General features: G+C 52.6%; 20 protein-coding genes and 1 pseudogene. All 21 read left to right on the forward strand.

Annotated elements, in window-relative coordinates; all coding sequences use genetic code 11:
- Positions 1 to 192 precede the first annotated feature (192 nt).
- The 21 genes and pseudogenes from tet(W) to CPZ25_RS02495 all read left to right on the forward strand — a co-directional run bounded on the left by tet(W) (position 193) and on the right by CPZ25_RS02495 (position 20,685).
- Positions 193 to 2,112, forward strand: coding sequence for a tetracycline resistance ribosomal protection protein Tet(W) (gene tet(W) / locus CPZ25_RS02390; RefSeq protein ID WP_002586627.1), 1,920 nt, complete (start codon positions 193 to 195; stop codon positions 2,110 to 2,112).
- Between the two features lie 50 nt (positions 2,113 to 2,162).
- Positions 2,163 to 2,930 (forward strand): class I SAM-dependent methyltransferase, encoded by a 768-nt coding sequence (locus tag CPZ25_RS02395; RefSeq protein WP_096920788.1) that lies wholly within the window; start codon positions 2,163 to 2,165, stop codon positions 2,928 to 2,930.
- A gap of 204 nt (positions 2,931 to 3,134) precedes the next feature.
- The gene (locus CPZ25_RS02400) at positions 3,135 to 3,581 is read left to right on the forward strand and encodes an RNA polymerase sigma factor (protein WP_003505338.1); all 447 of its coding nucleotides are present in this window, start codon (positions 3,135 to 3,137) and stop codon (positions 3,579 to 3,581) included.
- A complete protein-coding gene (locus CPZ25_RS02405; RefSeq protein ID WP_003505336.1) occupies positions 3,571 to 3,774 on the forward strand; it encodes a helix-turn-helix domain-containing protein in 204 nt (67 codons plus the stop codon). Before CPZ25_RS02400 ends, CPZ25_RS02405 begins: the two co-directional genes overlap by 11 nt.
- A gap of 624 nt (positions 3,775 to 4,398) precedes the next feature.
- Complete coding sequence (locus CPZ25_RS02410; protein WP_002569238.1) at positions 4,399 to 4,797, forward strand: plasmid mobilization protein; 399 nt, start codon at positions 4,399 to 4,401, stop codon at positions 4,795 to 4,797.
- Positions 4,769 to 6,391 (forward strand): relaxase/mobilization nuclease domain-containing protein, encoded by a 1,623-nt coding sequence (locus CPZ25_RS02415; protein WP_002569237.1) that lies wholly within the window; start codon positions 4,769 to 4,771, stop codon positions 6,389 to 6,391. The genes CPZ25_RS02410 and CPZ25_RS02415 overlap by 29 nt, the downstream gene beginning before the upstream one ends.
- 185 nt (positions 6,392 to 6,576) lie before the next feature.
- On the forward strand, positions 6,577 to 6,789 hold the full coding sequence (locus CPZ25_RS02425) for a hypothetical protein (RefSeq protein ID WP_002569236.1): 213 nt from the start codon (positions 6,577 to 6,579) through the stop codon (positions 6,787 to 6,789).
- Positions 6,779 to 7,528 carry a phage replisome organizer N-terminal domain-containing protein gene (locus tag CPZ25_RS02430; protein ID WP_002569235.1) on the forward strand — a complete coding sequence of 250 codons (750 nt, stop codon included), beginning with the start codon at positions 6,779 to 6,781 and terminating at the stop codon, positions 7,526 to 7,528. The genes CPZ25_RS02425 and CPZ25_RS02430 overlap by 11 nt, the downstream gene beginning before the upstream one ends.
- Positions 7,525 to 8,379, forward strand: coding sequence for an ATP-binding protein (locus tag CPZ25_RS02435; RefSeq protein WP_002569234.1), 855 nt, complete (start codon positions 7,525 to 7,527; stop codon positions 8,377 to 8,379). The genes CPZ25_RS02430 and CPZ25_RS02435 overlap by 4 nt, the downstream gene beginning before the upstream one ends.
- On the forward strand, positions 8,376 to 8,564 hold the full coding sequence (locus CPZ25_RS02440) for a transposon-encoded TnpW family protein (RefSeq protein ID WP_002569233.1): 189 nt from the start codon (positions 8,376 to 8,378) through the stop codon (positions 8,562 to 8,564). Before CPZ25_RS02435 ends, CPZ25_RS02440 begins: the two co-directional genes overlap by 4 nt.
- Before the next feature lie 111 nt (positions 8,565 to 8,675).
- The gene (locus tag CPZ25_RS02445) at positions 8,676 to 10,286 is read left to right on the forward strand and encodes a recombinase family protein (protein WP_002569232.1); all 1,611 of its coding nucleotides are present in this window, start codon (positions 8,676 to 8,678) and stop codon (positions 10,284 to 10,286) included.
- Positions 10,287 to 10,376: 90 nt separating this feature from the next.
- Positions 10,377 to 10,469 (forward strand): annotated as a pseudogene (locus CPZ25_RS21135) (Maff2 family mobile element protein); the annotation flags it as partial.
- Positions 10,470 to 10,488: 19 nt separating this feature from the next.
- Positions 10,489 to 11,358, forward strand: a complete 870-nt coding sequence (locus tag CPZ25_RS02455) for a VirB6/TrbL-like conjugal transfer protein, CD1112 family (protein ID WP_002595174.1) — start codon at positions 10,489 to 10,491, stop codon at positions 11,356 to 11,358.
- A gap of 177 nt (positions 11,359 to 11,535) precedes the next feature.
- On the forward strand, positions 11,536 to 11,937 hold the full coding sequence (locus tag CPZ25_RS02460) for a PrgI family protein (protein WP_002569171.1): 402 nt from the start codon (positions 11,536 to 11,538) through the stop codon (positions 11,935 to 11,937).
- On the forward strand, positions 11,888 to 14,326 hold the full coding sequence (locus tag CPZ25_RS02465; protein ID WP_002569172.1) for a VirB4-like conjugal transfer ATPase, CD1110 family: 2,439 nt from the start codon (positions 11,888 to 11,890) through the stop codon (positions 14,324 to 14,326). The genes CPZ25_RS02460 and CPZ25_RS02465 overlap by 50 nt, the downstream gene beginning before the upstream one ends.
- Positions 14,323 to 15,282, forward strand: coding sequence for a DNA-methyltransferase (locus tag CPZ25_RS02470; protein ID WP_002569173.1), 960 nt, complete (start codon positions 14,323 to 14,325; stop codon positions 15,280 to 15,282). Before CPZ25_RS02465 ends, CPZ25_RS02470 begins: the two co-directional genes overlap by 4 nt.
- A 35-nt stretch (positions 15,283 to 15,317) precedes the next feature.
- Entirely contained in the window at positions 15,318 to 17,387 is a 2,070-nt protein-coding gene (locus CPZ25_RS02475) for a C40 family peptidase (protein ID WP_002569174.1), read from the forward strand.
- Positions 17,388 to 17,421: 34 nt separating this feature from the next.
- Positions 17,422 to 17,700 carry a DUF4315 family protein gene (locus tag CPZ25_RS02480; RefSeq protein WP_002569175.1) on the forward strand — a complete coding sequence of 93 codons (279 nt, stop codon included), beginning with the start codon at positions 17,422 to 17,424 and terminating at the stop codon, positions 17,698 to 17,700.
- The gene (locus tag CPZ25_RS02485; protein WP_002569176.1) at positions 17,693 to 18,394 is read left to right on the forward strand and encodes a DUF4366 domain-containing protein; all 702 of its coding nucleotides are present in this window, start codon (positions 17,693 to 17,695) and stop codon (positions 18,392 to 18,394) included. Before CPZ25_RS02480 ends, CPZ25_RS02485 begins: the two co-directional genes overlap by 8 nt.
- A complete protein-coding gene (locus tag CPZ25_RS02490; RefSeq protein WP_002569177.1) occupies positions 18,391 to 18,579 on the forward strand; it encodes a hypothetical protein in 189 nt (62 codons plus the stop codon). The genes CPZ25_RS02485 and CPZ25_RS02490 overlap by 4 nt, the downstream gene beginning before the upstream one ends.
- Before the next feature lie 15 nt (positions 18,580 to 18,594).
- Complete coding sequence (locus tag CPZ25_RS02495; RefSeq protein WP_002569178.1) at positions 18,595 to 20,685, forward strand: DNA topoisomerase 3; 2,091 nt, start codon at positions 18,595 to 18,597, stop codon at positions 20,683 to 20,685.
- Positions 20,686 to 20,808: the final 123 nt, after the last annotated feature.

The raw sequence follows: 20,808 nt of genomic DNA on the forward strand, positions 1-20,808 counted from the left end.
GGGGGCTTGGTTTTTTGTACCCAATTTAAGAATACTTTTGCCTTATCAATTTTGACATATTCAAAAAACAGCAATCACAAATAGGTGTATGCTGTATATGTGTATGTCCGCAAATTAGAATCCCCAGTGGTAAAAGTATTTTACTGCTGGGGATTTTTATGCCCTTTGGGGCTGTAAAGGGAGGACAATCACATGAAAATAATCAATATCGGCATTCTGGCCCATGTAGACGCAGGAAAAACTACATTGACAGAAAGTCTGCTATATGCCAGCGGAGCCATTTCAGAACCGGGGAGCGTCGAAAAAGGGACAACGAGGACGGACACCATGTTTTTGGAGCGGCAGCGTGGGATTACCATTCAAGCGGCAGTCACTTCCTTCCAGTGGCACAGATGTAAAGTTAACATTGTGGATACGCCCGGCCACATGGATTTTTTGGCGGAGGTGTACCGCTCTTTGGCTGTTTTAGATGGGGCCATCTTGGTGATCTCCGCTAAAGATGGCGTGCAGGCCCAGACCCGTATTCTGTTCCATGCCCTGCGGAAAATGAACATTCCCACCGTTATCTTTATCAACAAGATCGACCAGGCTGGCGTTGATTTGCAGAGCGTGGTTCAGTCTGTTCGGGATAAGCTCTCCGCCGATATTATCATCAAGCAGACGGTGTCGCTGTCCCCGGAAATAGTCCTGGAGGAAAATACCGACATAGAAGCATGGGATGCGGTCATCGAAAATAACGATGAATTATTGGAAAAGTATATCGCAGGAGAACCAATCAGCCGGGAAAAACTTGCGCGGGAGGAACAGCAGCGGGTTCAAGACGCCTCCCTGTTCCCAGTCTATCATGGCAGCGCCAAAAATGGCCTTGGCATTCAACCGTTGATGGATGCGGTGACAGGGCTGTTCCAACCGATTGGGGAACAGGGGGGCGCCGCCCTATGCGGCAGCGTTTTCAAGGTTGAGTACACCGATTGCGGCCAGCGGCGTGTCTATCTACGGTTATACAGCGGAACGCTGCGCCTGCGGGATACGGTGGCCCTGGCCGGGAGAGAAAAGCTGAAAATCACAGAGATGCGTATTCCATCCAAAGGGGAAATTGTTCGGACAGACACCGCTTATCAGGGTGAAATTGTTATCCTTCCCAGCGACAGCGTGAGGTTAAACGATGTATTAGGGGACCAAACCCGGCTCCCTCGTAAAAGGTGGCGCGAGGACCCCCTCCCCATGCTGCGGACGACGATTGCGCCGAAAACGGCAGCGCAAAGAGAACGGCTGCTGGACGCTCTTACGCAACTTGCGGATACTGACCCGCTTTTGCGTTGCGAAGTGGATTCCATCACCCATGAGATCATTCTTTCTTTTTTGGGCCGGGTGCAGTTGGAGGTTGTTTCCGCTTTGCTGTCGGAAAAATACAAGCTTGAAACAGTGGTAAAGGAACCCTCCGTCATTTATATGGAGCGGCCGCTCAAAGCAGCCAGCCACACCATCCATATCGAGGTGCCGCCCAACCCGTTTTGGGCATCCATAGGACTGTCTGTTACACCACTCTCGCTTGGCTCCGGTGTACAATACGAGAGCCGGGTTTCGCTGGGATACTTGAACCAGAGTTTTCAAAACGCTGTCAGGGATGGTATCCGTTACGGGCTGGAGCAGGGCTTGTTCGGCTGGAACGTAACGGACTGTAAGATTTGCTTTGAATACGGGCTTTATTACAGTCCGGTCAGCACGCCGGCGGACTTCCGCTCATTGGCCCCGATTGTATTGGAACAGGCATTGAAGGAATCGGGGACGCAGCTGCTGGAACCTTATCTCTCCTTCATCCTCTATGCGCCCCAGGAATACCTTTCCAGGGCTTATCATGATGCACCGAAATACTGTGCCACCATCGAAACGGCCCAGGTAAAAAAGGATGAAGTTGTCTTTACTGGCGAGATTCCCGCCCGCTGTATACAGGCATACCGTACTGATCTGGCCTTTTACACCAACGGGCGGAGCGTATGCCTTACAGAGCTGAAAGGATATCAGGCCGCTGTCGGTCAGCCGGTCATCCAGCCCCGCCGTCCAAACAGCCGCCTGGACAAGGTGCGCCATATGTTTCAGAAGGTAATGTAAAGATACATAATCGTCAAGACGGCAACAATCAGAAGTTATGGAGGGTAACAATGGAATATAGTAAGGAAGATTTAATGGAAGCAAAAAAGCAAATTTGGGGAGTGGGAGAGAACATGGGAACAGAGGAAAGTAAAAAAATCTGGGAGGAGAACGCACAATTTTGGGATAATGCAATGGGTGACGAATCTAATGAATTTCACAGAGAGGTAGTGCGTCCCAAAGTAACGGAACTTCTATCTCCTAATCCTGCGGATTACATTTTGGATATTGCGTGTGGCAATGGAAATTATTCTTCGTATCTTGCACAAAGAGGCGCTTCGGTTGTCGCTTTTGATTACAGCAAAAAAATGATAGAATTGGCTAAAAGACGGCAATCACAATATGCAAAACAAATTGAATTTTGTGTGGCGGATGCGACCGATAGAAAAAGTATATTAGAATTAAAAAGAAATCGAGCCTTTACGAAAGCAGTTTCTAATATGGCAATTATGGATATTACGGATATTGAACCACTTCTTATGGCTGTTTATGAACTGTTGCAGGAAAGCGGAATTTTTGTCTTTGCAACGCAACACCCTTGTTTTGTCACGTTGACTGAAAAATATATGACACCGCACAGTTACTATGATATAGCGATTGAAGGGCAACCGAAAGAGCAGATTTATTATCATCGTTCCATACAAGATATTTTTAACCTTTGTTTTAGAGCTGGATTTGTCATTGATGGATTTTATGAAGAATGTTTCAAAAACAACAAAGAAATTCCTATGGTAATGATAGTAAGGCTTAAAAAGGTAAAACGTGATAGCTTAAAATAAATTCAAGTTTGCCGGATAAATAGCAAACCTGGCCGAGCCAGTCAACGGTCAAGATGAACGGGCTTCGCCCGCCGTTGACAGCCCCGCCCGGTTTTGCAGTTAGGCAGTCAAGGAGCGACAGCCTAAAGTGCTGCCGCCCCTTACTATCATAAAAAGCAACTACTAACCAGCCACAGCCCTTTTGGGAGGAAAGGGGGATTTTCCATGACCTGTACAGAAGAATATCGGGAACATATCGAGTACACTTTCCATGCCTTTTGCAAAGTCGTTATCCGAAATGCAACGATCAACGCAGCGAGGACACGGAGCAGGAAGCACAAAAGAGAAATATCCCTTGAATACCTCACAGACGAAAAGCACTACCCTTTAGGCACGACAGATGAATATTTCCAAGCCCCGGAGCCGGACGAGGAATACATACTTACCCTTTGCGGCGATACGGTCATTTTCAGCAGCGGCTTACTTGCGGAAGCCCTGTCACGGCTGGACGAACGGGAGCGGGAAATGATTTACCTGTCCTTTTTCAAGCGTATTCCACAGCACGAAATTGGCAGACAGTACGGGCGCAGCCGCAGCACAGCGGGCTACCATATCCGAAAAGTCCTACGGCAGCTCCAAGCGGAAATGGAGGGAATGGCATATGAGAAATAATAGGCTTCTCCCCTATGAAACAATCGTCCAAGCCACCAGCGGGGAGCCGGAAGCGGTGGGAACTGTATTGCAGTATTACCGCCGCCGCATACAATGTGCCGCCCGTGTGAATGGACGGGTAGACCAAGATACAGAGGACTACATCACCCAGACGCTTCTCACAGCTATTTTCAAGTTCCGCTTTGGGAGATAGCCCTACCGCCTACAACTGAATAACCGCCGCTTCGCCGGCAACCAGAAAGCAGTAAATCTATTCAACAGATTTGCTGCTTTTTTTCGTTCCTGTTTGGCATTTTTGAAAATCCCCAGTATGAAAAAACAAAAGGGAAAATTGCCGCCGCAGTTGGCAAAATCCCTTACTTATCCGTGGAGGGTATCAAAGAAAAAAATACTGCCATTGTCCGCCTTTTTCGGCTTGCGTGGTGTTGTAGGGAATAAGGGGAAATTCTAAAAATCTCCGTCCATTTTGCTTTGCGTGGTGTTGTAGGTAGTGAAAGGAAAATTTTCAAGATATGCCGGAATAGCGGGTAGCAAAGCCCTTTTGAAACGTCTTGTTAGCGGAAAGTACGGAAGCCGGGGAACGCCGGAGTTTTTCAGAGCAAGATTCTACCGCAGTACCAAAATTCGCTTATCGCTCATTTTGCCCCTGCGGGAATCTTGTTGGGGAGTGCCTTCCCCAAACCCTGCTTATGCGGCTTACGCCGCTGGAAAATCCCTCAAAATAATTTTTCGGATTTTTCAAAAACAGTTCCGCTTTACACCCTGTTTTTCTCCTATTAGTGAGAGGACACCACGCACAGCCGAAGGAGGTTTTACCATGCGAAAACGATATAACACGCCGCACCGCAGCCGGGTAGTCAAGACACGCATGACCGAGGAAGAATACGCCGAGTTTGCGGAAAGGCTTTCTGCTTACAACATGAGCCAAGCCGAGTTTATCCGGCAAGCCATAACCGGGGCAGCCATACGCCCCATCATAACCGTTTCCCCCGTCAATGACGAGTTGCTTGCCGCTGTCGGGAAGCTGACCGCCGAATACGGCAGGATCGGCGGCAACTTAAACCAGATAGCCCGGACGCTGAACGAGTGGCACAGCCCCTACCCGCAGCTTGCCGGGGAGGTACGGGCGGCGGTTTCCGACCTTGCTGCCCTAAAGTTTGAAGTCTTGCAGAAAGTGGGTGACGCTGTTGGCAACATTCAAACATATCAGCTCTAAAAATGCGGACTATGGCGCAGCGGAAGCCTATCTCACATTTGAGCATGACGAGTTTACCATGAAGCCCACCCTTGATGAAAACGGGCGGCTGATACCGAGGGAGGATTACCGCATTTCTTCCCTCAACTGTGGGGGCGAGGATTTCGCTGTTGCCTGTATGCGGGCTAATCTCCGCTATGAGAAAAACCAAAAACGGGAAGATGTGAAAAGCCACCACTATATCATCAGCTTTGACCCACGGGACGGGACAGACAACGGCTTGACCGTAGACCGGGCGCAGGAGCTGGGCGAGCAGTTCTGTAAAGAGCATTTCCCCGGACACCAAGCCTTAGTCTGCACCCACCCGGACGGGCATAACCACAGCGGCAATATCCATGTGCATATCGTCATCAACTCCCTGCGGATTTATGAAGTCCCGCTTCTGCCCTACATGGACAGACCAGCCGACACACGGGAGGGCTGCAAGCACCGCTGCACCAACGCCGCTATGGAATATTTCAAGAGTGAAGTCATGGAGATGTGCCACCGGGAGGGGCTTTACCAAATCGACCTCCTAAGCGGCAGCAAGGAACGGATAACCGAACGGGAATACTGGGCGGCAAAGAAAGGACAGCTTGCCCTTGATAAAGAGAACGCTGTCAGAGAAGCCGCAGGACAGCCGACCAAGCCCACCAAGTTTGAAACGGACAAGGCGAAGCTGCGCCGGACGATACGGCAGGCACTTTCCCAAGCTGGCAGCTTTGACGAATTTTCTTCCCTTTTGCTGCGGGAGGGTGTGACCGTCAAGGAGAGCCGGGGGCGGCTTTCCTACCTCACGCCGGACAGGACAAAGCCTATCACAGCCCGGAAGCTGGGGGACGATTTTGACAAGGCTGCTGTCCTTGTCCTGCTTACGCAGAACGCCCACAGAGCCGCCGAACAGAGCAAAGCCATACTCGAATACCCTGCCGCGGTTAAAAAGCTGTCACAAGGGGAAAAAACCACAAAAACCACCCCGGCAGACAACACCTTGCAGCGCATGGTTGACCGGGAAGCCAAGCGAGCCGAGGGCAAGGGCGTGGGCTATGACCGCTGGGCGGCAAAGCACAACCTAAAGCAAATGGCAGCTACCGTTACCGCCTATCAGCAGTACGGCTTTTCTTCCCCGGAGGAACTGGACGAAGCCTGTTCTGCCGCCTATACCGCCATGCGGGAAAGCCTTACAGAGCTGAAGCAGATGGAAAAGACGCTGAACGGGAAAAAGGAGCTGCAACGGCAGGTGCTTGCCTATTCCAAGACCCGCCCTGTCCGGGACGGGCTGAAACAGCAGAAAAACGCCAAAGCAAAAGCAGCCTACCGTCAGAAGTACGAAAGCGACTTTATCATAGCAGACGCAGCCGCCCGCTATTTCAGGGAAAACGGCATTTCCAAGCTGCCGAGCTATAAAGCCCTGCAAGCAGAGATTGAAACCCTTATCCAAGAGAAAAACAGCGGCTACAACGATTACCGGGCAAAACGGGAGGAATACCGCCGCTTACAGACTGTCAAGGGCAATATCGACCAGATTTTACACCGGGAGCGCAAGCCTGTGAAAAGGCAGGAACAGGAACGATAAAAACCGCCCCAAAATGTACCCGAACCTATACAGAACAAGGGGGCTGCCCCGTACCCTATCCGCAAATACCAAAGGATTTTTTAACGGGCTTATAGGGCAGAAAAAACCCGAAAATGATACCGAGATGATACAGAATTACCGCCGATACCGCCACACCAGCGGAAACGGCAGAAAGGAGCGCACCCATGCCAAGAATGAGCAAGAAACGGCGGCTGGAATGGTCTTTTTTCCTGCGGCAAGTGAAAGTCGGGAATTCCACCTGCGATCGTATCACATACAATGACCTCTGCCGGGGCTGTACCCATAGCTGCAAGCAGAGCTTCCGGGCGGTTATCATACTCTGCCCCCACTACTACTCCAAACGCCGGAAAAAGGAGGACAGGGACAATGGCAGATAACCGCAAGTATTACTACCTCAAGCTGAAAGAGAACTTTTTTGACAGCGACTCCATTGTGCTGCTGGAAGATATGAAAGACGGGATTTTATACTCCAATATCCTCTTGAAGCTGTACTTAAAATCGCTGAAAAACGGCGGGAAATTGCAGCTTGACGAGCATATCCCCTACACAGCGCAGATGATAGCGACACTGACCCGCCACCAGATAGGGACGGTTGAGAGGGCTTTAGAGATTTTCCGGCAGTTGGGGCTTGTGGAGCAGCTTGACAGCGGGGCTTTCTATATGACCGACATTGAGCTGATGATAGGACAGTCCTCTACCGAAGCCGAGCGGAAACGGGCTGCAAGACTGGAAAACAAGGCACTTTTACCGCCCCGGACAAAAGGCGGACATTTGTCCGACATTCGTCCACCAGAGATAGAGATAGAGTTAGAGAAAGAGATAGAGATAGAAAAAGAGAGAGAGGGAGAAACGGGACACCCCGCCCCCGCCGCTTATGGCAGATACAACAATGTGATACTGACCGATACAGAGCTTTCCGGGCTAAAAACAGAGTTGCCCGACAAGTGGGAGTATTATATTGACCGGCTTTCCTGCCATATCGCTTCCACCGGGAAACAGTACCACAGCCATGCAGCCACCATTTACAAGTGGGCGCAGGAGGACGCTGCCAAAGGCAAGGCTGCCCCGAAACAGGGCATACCCGATTATTCATGCAAGGAGGGCGAGAGCTTATGAAAAACGGAATTGAAGCTATGATTACGGACATTACAGCCACTACCGCCGAAGCGGAGGACTACACAGGCGAGGACGGGCTTTTATACTGCGGTAAGTGCCATACGCCCAAAGAAGCCTATTTTGCAGAGGGAAAGACTTGTTTCGGGCGTGACCGCCACCCGGCAGAGTGCGACTGCCAGCGGGCAGCCCGTGAAAAGCAGCAAGCCGCCGAAAGCCGACAGAAGCACCTTGAAAAAGTGGAGGACTTGAAACGCCGGGGCTTTACCGACCCTGCTATGCGGAACTGGACATTTGAGCATGACAACGGCAGAAACCCGCAGACCGAAACCGCCCGCTTTTATGTGGAGAGCTGGGAAACCATGCAGGCTGAAAATATCGGCTACCTGTTTTGGGGCGGCGTGGGGACGGGAAAAAGCTACCTTGCCGCCTGTATCGCCAACGCCCTTATGGAAAAAGAGGTTGCCGTCTGCATGACAAACTTTGCAACGATACTGGGTGACCTTGCCGCCAGCTTTGAGGGCAGGAACGAATATATTTCCCGCCTTTGCAGCTACCCTCTGCTGATACTTGATGATTTCGGTATGGAGCGAGGAACAGAATACGGGCTGGAACAGGTTTACAGCGTGATTGACAGCCGTTACCGAAGCGGCAAGCCGCTGATCGCCACGACCAACCTCACGCTGGAGGAATTGCAGCACCCGCAGGACACGCCCCACGCCCGTATCTATGACAGGCTGACTTCCATGTGCGCCCCCGTCCGCTTCACGGGCAGCAACTTCCGAAAGGAAACCGCACAGGAAAAGCTGGAACGCTTAAAGCAACTGATGAAGCAGCGAAAGGAGAGCCTATGACAGAAACGAAACAGACAAGCACCACCAAAACAGACCGCCGCCCGGACTGTGTGACGGAAATCCGCATGGGCAACTCCGTCCTTACCGTTTCCGGCTTCTTCAAGCAGGGCGCAACCGACACCGCAGCCGACAAGATGATGAAAGTGCTGGAAGCGGAAGCTGCTACACAAAAAACGGCGATTTGACCGACCATAAAGAAGCAGATTTGACGCTTTTGCCGCTATACAGACCGCCGCCCCATGTGGTACAATCAAGGTACGGAATAGTGGGGCTGGCTGTCGGAAACGGAGGATTTTATGTTAAGACAGACCAACCAACAACCAATTACCGCCCTTTACCCAAGACTATCCCATGAGGACGAGCTGCAAGGCGAAAGCAATTCCATTTCCAATCAGAAGCGTATCCTTGAAACCTATGCAAAGCAGAACGGCTTTTCCAATCTGCGCTGGTACACGGACGACGGTTATTCTGGTGCGAACTTTCAAAGACCCGGTTTTCAAGCCATGCTTGCGGACATTGAAGCCGGAAAAGTCGGGACAGTTATCGTAAAGGATATGTCGAGGTTAGGGCGAAACTACCTGCAAGTGGGAATGTACACGGAAATGATTTTCCCACAGAAAGGTGTCCGCTTCATCGCTATCAATGACGGAGTGGACAGCGCACAGGGCGACAATGACTTTGCCCCGCTGCGGAATATCTTTAACGAATGGCTGGTGAGAGATACGAGCAAGAAAATCAAAGCAGTAAAACGCTCAAAAGGCATGAATGGCAAGCCCATCACAAGCAAGCCTGTGTATGGCTACCTCATGGACGAGGATGAAAATTTCATTATTGACGAGGAAGCTGCACCCGTAGTCAAGCAGATATACAACCTCTGTCTTGCCGGGAATGGTCCGACCAAGATAGCCCGTATGCTCACAGAGCAGCAAATCCCCACGCCGGGAACGCTTGAATACCGCAGGACGGGCAGCACCCGCCGCTACCACCCCGGCTATGAGTGCAAGTGGGCGACCAATACCGTAGTGCATATCCTTGAAAACCGGGAATACACAGGCTGTCTGGTAAATTTCAAGACAGAAAAACTTTCTTACAAAGTCAAGCACAGTGTAGAAAATCCCCCGGAAAAGCAAGTGATTTTCGAGAACCACCACGAGCCTATCATAGACACCCAAACATGGGAACGGGTGCAGGAGCTTCGCAAACAGCGCAAACGCCCAAACCGCTATGATGAAGTGGGTTTGTTCTCCGGCATACTGTTCTGTGCGGACTGCGGCAGCGTGATGTATCAGCAGCGATACCAGACGGACAAGCGCAAGCAGGACTGTTATATCTGCGGCAACTACAAGAAACGCACCCATGACTGTACGGCGCACTTTATCCGCACCGACCTCTTGACCGCTGGTGTACTCTCCAATCTGCGGAAAGTGACCAGCTATGCGGCAAAGCATGAAGCCCGGTTTATGAAACTCTTGATTGAGCAGAACGAGGACGGGGGCAAACGCAGGAACGCCGCCAAGAAAAAGGAACTGGAAGCCTCCGAGAAACGCATAGCCGAGTTATCCGCTATCTTCAAGCGGCTGTATGAGGACAGCGTGACCGGGCGCATATCAGACGAGCGTTTCACAGAGCTGTCGGCAGACTATGAAGCAGAGCAACGGGAGCTGAAAGAAAGAGCCGCTGCTATTCAAGCGGAGCTTTCCAAAGCACAGGAAGCCACCGTGAACGCAGAAAAGTTTATGAATGTTGTCCGGCGGCATACCAGCTTTGAAGAACTTACCCCTACTCTGCTGCGGGAGTTTGTAGAGAAAATCGTTGTGCATGAGTGCAGCTATGACGAGAACAAGACCCGCAGACAGGACATTGAGATTTATTATTCTTTTGTTGGCAAGGTGGACTTGCCCGAATAACCGCCCGACCTATCCGACACAATGCGCAAGTGCCGGATAGGAACGGCAAAATTTTTTACACTTCTATTACTTCTTTATCGCACATCAGTAAAGAGCCAGGGCATGAAGCAGCTTATGGCGGGCGGCGGCGTTGCCCTTATCGGCATGACCCTTGTACCGCTGCTTTCCGGCTTGTTCGGTTAAGAAGCGCGGGTAAAGGCTTATGCAGAGCATACTTGACGCGATTAACGAATGGATAAAGGAAATCCTCATAGGAGCCATAAACGGTAATCTGTCAACTATGTTCGGGGACGTAAACGAGAAAGTCGGCACTATCGCCGCAGAGGTAGGGCAGACCCCGCAAGGGTGGAACGCAAATATATTCTCCATGATACAGACCCTTAGTGAGAATGTAATCGTACCCATTGCGGGGCTTGTCATTACCTACGTCCTATGCTATGAGCTTATCAGCATGGTAACGGAAAAGAACAATATGCACGACGTTGACACTTCCATGTTCTTCAAGTGGGTGTTCAAGGCGTTTGTGGCAGTCTACCTTGTGACGCACACCTTTGACATCACTATGGCGGTGTTCGATATGGCGCAGCACGTTGTTTCCGGCGCGGCGGGGGTAATCGGCGGCAGCACAGAGATTGATGTTGCCGCCGCCCTTGCTTCCATGCAGGACGGGCTTGACGCTATGGAAATCCCCGAACTGCTCTTACTTGTCATGGAAACAAGCCTTGTGAGCTTGTGCATGAAAATCATGTCCGTACTGATAACCGTTATCCTCTACGGGCGCATGATAGAGATTTACCTTTACTGTTCGGTATCGCCTATCCCGTTTGCAACAATGACGAACCGGGAATGGGGGCAGATAGGAAACAACTACCTCAAATCCCTGTTCGCTATCGGTTTTCAAGGCTTCCTCATTATGATATGCGTCGGCATTTACGCGGTTCTGGTAAACAACATGATAATAGCGGACAATCTGCACAGCGCGATATTCTCCCTTGCAGCCTATACCGTTATCCTCTGTTTCTCCCTGTTCAAATCCGGCGCACTGGCGAAGTCGATATTCTCCGCGCATTAGCGGCGTGTCAAGGGCAGGGTGGAGATTTTCAGAGCGAAGCGGCGAAAATACGACCCGACCTTGACGCGGATAACCCCCATATAATACGGGCGGGCAAAGGGCATAGATTGACCTTTGCCTTGATTACCCTTATGGGAAGTTACAGCAACACCAAACCCAGAGAAAGGAGGTTTTCACTTGGCGTATGTACCCGTACCCAAAGACTTATCCAAAGTCAAGACAAAAGTAGCGTTCAACCTTACCAAACGGCAGATTGTATGTTTTGCGGCGGCTCTCCTGTTCGGCTTGCCGCTTTTCTTTCTGCTCAAAGACAGCACAGGCACAAGCCTTGCGTCTATGGCTATGATTGCCGTCATGCTGCCCTGTTTCCTCTTTGCCATGTATGAGAAGCATGGACAGCCCCTTGAAGTGGTGGTGAAGAACATCATTCAGACGAAATTCATAGCCCCCAAAGAACGACCATACAGGACAGACAACTTTTATTCCGTCTTAGAACGGCAGAGAAAACTTGAAAAGGAGGTATCAGCGATTGCAAAAGGAAACACGAAGAAACAGCGCGGCGGGAAGCGCAAAGCCTAACCCGCCCCGCAAGCTCACCCGCGCCGAGAAAAAGCAGATTGCGGAAATCATCAGACAGGCAAAGGGCGACGGGAAAGCGCACACCGCGCAGCAGACAATCCCTTATATCCAGATGTACCCGGACGGTATCTGCAAGGTTACGGGACGGAAATACTCAAAGACCGTCGCCTTTGAAGATATTAACTATCAGCTTGCACAGGCAGACGACAAGACCGCCATTTTTGAGAACTGGTGCGACTTCCTCAACTACTTTGACGCTTCCGTTTCGGTGCAGCTCTCTTTCATCAATCAGGGGACGCAGCGCGGCGAAGCGGAAAAGGCGGTCAATATCCCGGCACAGGAGGACGCTTTCAATTCTATCCGCACAGAATACCGGGATATGCTGAAAAACCAGCTTGCAAAGGGCAACAACGGGCTTGTCAAAGCAAAATATATCACCTTTGCCATTGAAGCCGACAGTCTGGGCGCGGCGAAATCCCGCCTTGCCCGTATCGAAACGGACGTACTCAACAACTTTAAGCTCTTGGGCGTGTCTGCCCGCCCCATGACAGGCTATGAACGCCTTAAAATGCTGCATGGCATTTTCCACCCGGAGGGCGGGCAGTTTGCCTTTGATTTTTCATGGCTTGCCCCGTCCGGGCTTTCCACAAAGGACTTTATCGCCCCGTCCTCTTTCCGTTTTGGCGAGGGGCGGTATTTCCGCATGGGGCGCAAAATCGGCGCGGTTTCATTCCTTGAAATCCTTGCGCCGGAATTAAACGACCGTATCTTATCTGACATTCTGGACTTGGAAACGGGCGTTATCGTCAATCTGCATATCCACAGTATCGACCAGACCGAAGCCATAAAGACAATCAAGCGGAAAATCACCGACCTTGACAAAATGAAAATCGAAGAACAGAAAAAAGCGGTACGCAGCGGCTACGACATGGATATAATCCCGTCCGACCTTGCCACTTTCGGCAGCGAAGCGAAGAACCTCTTACAGGACTTGCAGAGCCGGAATGAAAGAATGTTCCTCTTGACGTTCCTTGTGGTGAACATGGCAGACACAAAAAGGAAACTGGAAAATGACGTATTCGCGGCGGCGGGCATTGCACAGAAGAACAACTGCGCCTTAACCCGCCTTGACTACCAACAGGAAGCGGGGCTTATGTCCTCTGTACCGCTTGGGGAGAACCTTATCCCCATTCAAAGAGGGCTTACCACGTCAAGCACCGCTATCTTTATCCCCTTTATCACGCAGGAGCTTTTTCAGACGGGCGCGGCTTTGTACTATGGCTTAAACGCCCTTAGTAACAACATGATACTCTGCGACCGCAAGCAGCTAAAGAACCCCAACGGCTTAATCTTGGGTACGCCGGGAAGCGGGAAATCCTTTGCCGCCAAACGGGAAATGACAAACGCTTTCCTCATTACCGACGACGACATAATTATCTGCGACCCGGAAGCAGAGTATTTTTCCCTTGTGCAGCGGCTTGACGGGCAAGTGATACGGTTATCGCCTACGGGCAAGGGCATTGACGGGAAGCCCCAGTATGTGAACCCTATGGATATTAACCTCAATTACAGCGAGGACGACAGCCCCCTTGCGCTGAAATCCGACTTTATCCTCTCCCTCTGCGAGCTTGTCATAGGCGGCAAGGAGGGCTTGCAGCCCGTCGATAAGACCGTCATTGACCGCGCTGTTAGGAACGTGTACCGCCCTTTCCTTGCAGACCCCGACCCGGAGAAAATGCCTATCTTGGGCGACCTCTACAACGAGCTTTTGAAGCAGCCGGAGCCGGAAGCGGCGCGTATCGCGGCGGCGTTGGAGCTTTATGTTTCCGGGAGCCTTAACGTCTTTAACCACAGGACGAATGTAGAGCTTTCAAACCGCCTTGTCTGCTTTGACATCAAGCAGCTTGGGAAGCAGCTCAAAAAATTAGGTATGCTCATTGTGCAGGACCAGGTATGGAACCGCGTCACCGTCAACCGGGCAGAAAGGAAATCCACCCGGTATTTTATGGACGAATTTCATCTTCTCTTGAAAGAGGAACAGACCGCCGCCTATTCCGTTGAAATCTGGAAGCGTTTCAGAAAATGGGGCGGCATACCCACAGCAATCACGCAGAACGTCAAAGATTTGCTTGCTTCCCGCGAAGTGGAGAATATCTTTGAAAACTCTGATTTTGTCCTCATGCTCAATCAGGCGGCGGGCGACCGGGCTATCCTTGCAAAGCAGCTCAACATCTCCCCGCAGCAGATGAAGTATGTCACCCACACCGAAGCGGGCGAGGGGCTTATCTTCTACGGGAACGTGGTGCTGCCCTTTGTAGACCGCTTCCCGAAAGACACCGAGCTTTACCGGGTAATGACGACGAAGCCGGAGGAAGTGGGCGAAGCATGAACGGGCTGAAAACTGACACAATCATCAACCGGGACGCGCTCTATGCCTTGCGGGAGCTTCCAGAGGAAAGCGTACACTGTTGCGTCACAAGCCCGCCCTACTATGCGCTTAGGGATTACGGGCTTGATATGCAGATTGGGCGGGAGGACACGCCGGAGCAGTACATTGACAGGCTGACCGAGGTTTTCCGCGAGCTGCGCCGGGTACTGCGTTCTGACGGTACGCTCTGGCTGAATATCGCGGACACCTACTGCGGCACAGGAAATAAAGGCTACCATGCAGACCCGAAGAACCCGAAAGGCAGAAACGGACAGCAGATTGCAAGAAACAACCGCGTTTCCGGCTGCAAACAAAAGGACTTAATCGGTATCCCTTGGCTTTTAGCCTTTGCCCTACGCGCTGACGGGTGGTATTTACGGAGCGACATTATCTGGCAGAAAGAAAACCCCATGCCGGAGAGCGTGAAAGACCGCCCTACCCGCTGCTATGAACATATCTTTCTGCTTACGAAGTCAAAGAAGTATTTTTATGACGCAGCCGCCATAGCCGAGCCGTTAGCCCCCACAACGGCGGCGCGGTACCGCACCGGGCGCAGCGCGGGACAGAAATATGCGGACGAAGTACCCGGACAGGGGAACGTACAGGGGCTTAACCGGGCGCGAAGCGGCAGCTACTACGACGAAGCCCTCATGCCGACCATGCGGAACAGGCGGGACGTGTGGCTTATCAATACCGTTCCCTACAAGGGCGGGCATTTCGCCGCGTTCCCGCCAAAACTTGCCGAAACCTGTATCAAGGCGGGCTGTCCGAAAGGCGGCGTTGTGCTTGACCCCTTTTTCGGCAGCGGCACGACGGGGGCAGCCGCAAAGCAGCTTGACAGGCATTATATAGGCATTGAGATAAACGCCGAGTATTGCGCCCTTGCAAGGGCGCGGATTGGAGGGACAGACACATAAAACAATATAAGGCGCGTGAAAAAGTCACGCAGAAAATGACCCGCGAGGGGGCTGTCGAGGTAAACGCCGCTACCGGGAAAAAGAAACGTATCAGCAAGCGGATAAGGGACGCGGACTTTGCAAAGACCGAAGCCCCACCGCAGCCGGAACAGGCAGCGCAGCCCCTACCGGGCGGCGCAACTTCCCCGCCCTTAACCGACACGCCGCCGCTTCCCCATGCGCCGGGGGCAGAACGGGAACAGGACACCGCAGCAGCCGAGCGCGTCTTGGAACGTATCGACGGGGCGCGTACCAGAAAGGCGAGCAAAAAGGCGGCGAGGAAAGCACAGGCAGAAGCCACAGCAAAAGAAAAATCTTCCCGCTTGCAGTTTACCGACGAGGAACGGGCAACGCCGGAGCTTGAAAGGTATATCCGAAAATCGGACAAAGCAGCCGACCGTCTGGACGCGGCAAAGGCGGCTATCCCCAAAGAAAAGAAACTTGTACGGGAGCGCACCTTTGATGAAGCCACCGGGAAAGGCAAGACCCGCCTACATTTTGAGGAACAGGAAAAGCCCATAGGAAAGAATAAGCCCCACAATAACCCGCTATCCCGCCCCGCACAGGAAGCGGGTATTTTCGTCCACAACAAGATACATTCCGTTGAAAAGGACAATTCCGGCGTTGAGGGGGCGCACAAATCCGAAGAACTGGCAGAGCGCGGCGCAAAGTACGGGGCGCGGAAAGTCAAGGAGGGCTACCACAGCCACAAGCTCAAACCCTACCGGGCGGCGGCAAAGGCAGAGAAAGCGGCGTTCAAGGCGAATGTGGATTTTCAGTACCATAAAGCCCTGCATGACAATCCGCAGATTGCGGGCAATCCCCTTTCCCGCTTCATGCAGAAGCAGCAAATCAAGCGGCAGTATGCAAAGTCGGCAAGGAAAGGCGGCGCAAAAACGGCGCAGAAAGCCGCAGAGAACACCCGCAAGGCGGCAAAAAAGACCGCCGAGGAAACAAAAAAGGCAATCGCTTTTGTAGGGCGGCACCCGGCGGGCGTATGTATCGCCGTTGCCGCGCTACTCTTATTCATCATGGTATCGGCGGGGCTTTCCTCTTGCGGTTCCATGTTCTCCGGCTTGATGAACGGCATACTTGGGACTTCCTACACGTCGGAGGACAGCGACCTTGTGGCGACGGAGAACAATTACGCCGCAAAGGAAAACGAGCTTCAGCAGCAGATTGACAATATCGAAAGCACCCACCCCGGCTATGACGAATACCGCTATGACCTTGACAGTATCGGGCATAACCCCCATGAGTTAGCGTCCTACCTCACCGCCCTTTTACAGACCTACACCCCGCAGAGCGCACAGGCAGAGCTAAATCGCGTCTTTGCCATGCAGTACACTTTGACGCTGACAGAAGAAACGGAAATCCGCTACCGCACAGAAACAAGCACAGACCCGGAAACAGGGGAAACGACCACCGAGGAAGTACCCTACGAGTACCATATCCTCAACGTGAAGCTGACGAACAAGCCCATTTCCGAGATTGCGGAGGAACTTCTAACGCCACAGCAGCTTGAAATGTACCGCGTCTATCTGGAAACAAGCGGAAACAAACCGCTGATTTTCGGCGGCGGCTCCCCCGATATGGGCGCGTCCGAGGATTTAAGCGGCGTACAGCTTGTAAACGGCACACGCCCCGGCAACACCGCCGTTGTAGACCTTGCGAAGCGGCAAGTCGGCAACGTGGGCGGGCGACCCTTTTGGAGCTGGTACGGATTTAACAGCCGCGTGGAATGGTGCGCCTGTTTCGTTTCATGGTGCTACAATCAAGCCGGAAAGAGCGAGCCGCGCTTTGCCGGGTGCCAGTCACAGGGCGTACCCTGGTTCCAGTCACGCGGGCAATGGGGCGCGAGGGGCTATGAGAATATCGCCCCCGGCGACGCTATCTTTTTCGACTGGGACGGGGACGGGAGCGCAGACCATGTGGGGCTTGTTATCGGAACGGACGGGGAGCGCGTCTATACCGTCGAGGGCAATTCCGGCGACGCCTGCAAGATAAAGAGCTACCCCGTCAATTACTCCTGTATCAAAGGCTATGGGCTGATGAACTGGAATTAACATATTTTTGAGCAAAGAAAGGAGAAATTTATTGATGGCTATGAACAAAATTGAACGTATCGACAAAGAGATTGCAAAGACCCGCGAGAAAATCACCGAGTACCAGAACAGATTAAGGGGGCTTGAAGCGCAGAAAACCGAAGCGGAAAACCTGCAAATCGTACAGCTTGTGCGCTCCATGCGCCTTTCCCCGCATGAGCTTTCCGCTATGCTTTCCGGCGGCGGTATTCCGGGCATGGAAGCCGCGCCGGGCTACCCCGCAGAACCCGCAGACCACGACACCGAAGAAATGGAGGACACCGAGAATGAATAAGAAAATCCTTAGAACCTTGACCGCACTCTGCGCCGCCCTCATGCTGACGGGCGGCTTTTCCGTCACCGCCTTTGCACAGACCCCGGAGGGACAGGACGCGACCGACGACAGCGGCGTTGTCTATGAGGAACCCGAAAAGGAAGAACCCCTTACCCCGGACGGGAACGCGACCCTTGTAGACGATTTCGGCGGCAACAAGCAGCTTATCACAGTGACGACCAAAAACGGCAATTACTTTTATATCCTTATCGACCGGGACGACGAGGGCGAGGACACCGTACATTTCCTTAATCAAGTGGACGAAGCCGACCTTATGGCACTCATGGAGGACGGAAGCACCGAAGCAGCCCCGCCCGCCGTTTGCAGTTGCACCGATAAATGCGAAGCCGGAAAGGTAAATGTGAGCTGCCCTGTCTGCAAGGACAACATGACCGCTTGCAGCGGCAAGGAAGCGGAGCCGGAAACCGAGAAACCAACAGAGCAGCCCAAAGAGAAAGGCAATACAGGCGGGCTTGTGCTTTTCCTTGTCGTGGCACTTCTTGGCGGCGGGGGCGCGTTCTATTATTTTAAGTTTATGAAGCCAAAGCAGAACGTCAAGGGCGACACCGACCTTGAAGATTTCGATTTTGACGATTACGACGAGGACGAGGGGGACGGGCTTTCTGATGAAGAACAGGAGGACGAGGAAGCATGACGCTTTTTACCGAAAACCCTTTAGAAAAAATGATGGTACAAAGACCCACCGGGCGGCGTGACAGTGCGCCGCCCGTTCCAAAATCCCCGGCGTGTATGCGTTGCCCTTATAAGGCGCAATCCCCCTGTATCGGCTATTGTCTGAAACAGGCACAGGAGAAGAAGCACACCGCGCCGGAACGCTGAAAGGAGGATTTTTTCATGGCATTTAGACTTGTGATTGCAGAAAAGCCGAGCGTGGCGCAGACTATCGCCGCCGCGCTTGGCATTAAGGGGAAACAGGACGGGTATATCGAGGGCGGCGGCTACCTCATTTCATGGTGCGTCGGGCATTTGGTACAGCTTGCGGAAGCTGCCGCCTACGGGGAGCAATATAAAAAATGGAGTTTTGACAGCTTACCCATTCTGCCGGAGGAATGGCAGTACGCCGTTGACCCGGACAAGGGGAAGCAATTCAAAACCATTAAAGAGCTTATGCACCGCGCCGACGTTTCCGAAGTGGTAAATGCGTGTGACGCGGGGCGCGAGGGTGAATTGATTTTCCGCTTTGTCTACGAAGTGGCGGGCTGCAAGAAGCCCATGCGCCGCTTGTGGATTTCTTCAATGGAGGACGGGGCGATTAAGGCGGGCTTTGCTTCCCTCAAAGACGGGCGGGACTATGGCGCGCTCTTTGCGTCCGCCCTCTGCCGCGCAAAGGCTGACTGGCTTATCGGCATTAACGCCACCCGGCTTTTCTCCTGCCTGTATGGAAAGACCTTGAACGTGGGGCGCGTCCAGACCCCGACCTTAAAAATGCTCACCGACCGGGACGCGGCTATCTCCCATTTCCAGAAAGAAAAATATTATCATGTTCGCCTTGATTTATCCGGCGCGGACGCGGCAAGCGAAAGGATTTCGGACAAGGCAGAAGCCGACGCGCTGAAAGGGGCTTGCGAAGCGGGAAAGGCGGTATGCGTTTCCCTTACCAGAGAGAAGAAAACCGCAGCCCCGCCAAAGCTCTTTGACCTTACCTCTTTGCAGCGGGAAACGAACCGCATTTTCGGTTACACCGCAAAGCAGACCCTTGACCTTGCACAATCCCTTTATGAAAAGCGGCTCCTTACTTATCCGAGGACGGACAGCAGCTTTCTTACTGACGACATGGGCGGCACCGCAGCGGACATTATCGCGCTGCTCTGCGAAAAGCTCCCCTTTATGGCGGGCGCGGACTTCACGCCGGAGATTGCAAAGGTATTAGACAGCAAGAAAGTATCAGACCACCACGCAATCATTCCCACTATGGAGCTTGCAAAGGCTGACCCGGACGCGCTGCCGGAAAGCGAGAAGAATATCCTTACCCTTGCGGGGGCGCGTCTGCTTTTTGCCACCGCCGAGCCGCATATTTATGAAGCGGTTACGGCGGTTTTCTCATGCGCCGGGACAGACTTCACCGCAAGGGGAAAGACCGTACTTGCGGAGGGTTGGAAAGAGCTTGAACGCAGATACCGGGCGACGCTGAAAGATAAGCCCGAAGCAGAGGACGGGGAAAATGAGGGCGTGACGCTGCCGGAGCTTTCCGAGGGACAGAACTTTCCTAACCCCGCCGCAAAAGTAACGGAGCATACCACAACGCCGCCGAAGCCCCACAGCGAAGCGTCGCTTCTCTCTGCTATGGAGCGAGCCGGGAACGGGGACACCGACCCGGACGCGGAACGCCGGGGGCTTGGCACTCCCGCCACCCGCGCCGCCGTCATTGAAAAACTGGTAAAGGGCGGCTTTGCAGAGCGCAAGGGGAAGCAGCTTATCCCCACGCAGAACGGAGCCGCCCTTATATCAGTCTTGCCGGATATGCTCACTTCCCCGCAGCTTACCGCAGAATGGGAAAACAATCTGACGCAGATAGCAAAGGGAGCCGCAGACCCCGGCGAATTTCTGTCCGGCATTGAAGCTATGGCGCGGGAGCTTGTGCAGACACACGCCGCAGCACTGGACGGGAAAAAGGATTTGTTCCGGGAGGAAAAGCCCTCTGTCGGCAAATGCCCCCGTTGCGGTTCCCCCGTCCATGAGGGGAAGAAAAACTATTATTGCAGCAACAAAGAATGTGCCTTTGTCATGTGGAAGAATGACCGCTTTTTCGAGGAACGCAAGACCGCTTTTTCCGCGAAGATTGCCGCCGCGCTCCTTAAATCCGGCAAAGTGAATGTGAAGAAGCTCTATTCCCCGAAAACAGGCAAGACCTATGACGGAACTATCGTTCTGGCTGACACTGGCGGGAAATACGTCAACTACCGTATCGAAGTACAGAAGAACTAAAAACTTGAATAGCAAGCATAGGAAGCGGGTACCCACTTCCGTAAATCCCTGTCCTGCCGCTGACGCGCCGGACGGGGATTTTGCTTGTTGGGAAGTTTCCCAAACCCTCTAAAAAAATGAAAA

Source organism: Eubacterium maltosivorans, assembly GCF_002441855.2.
Classification (GTDB): Bacteria; Bacillota; Clostridia; order Eubacteriales; family Eubacteriaceae; genus Eubacterium; species Eubacterium maltosivorans.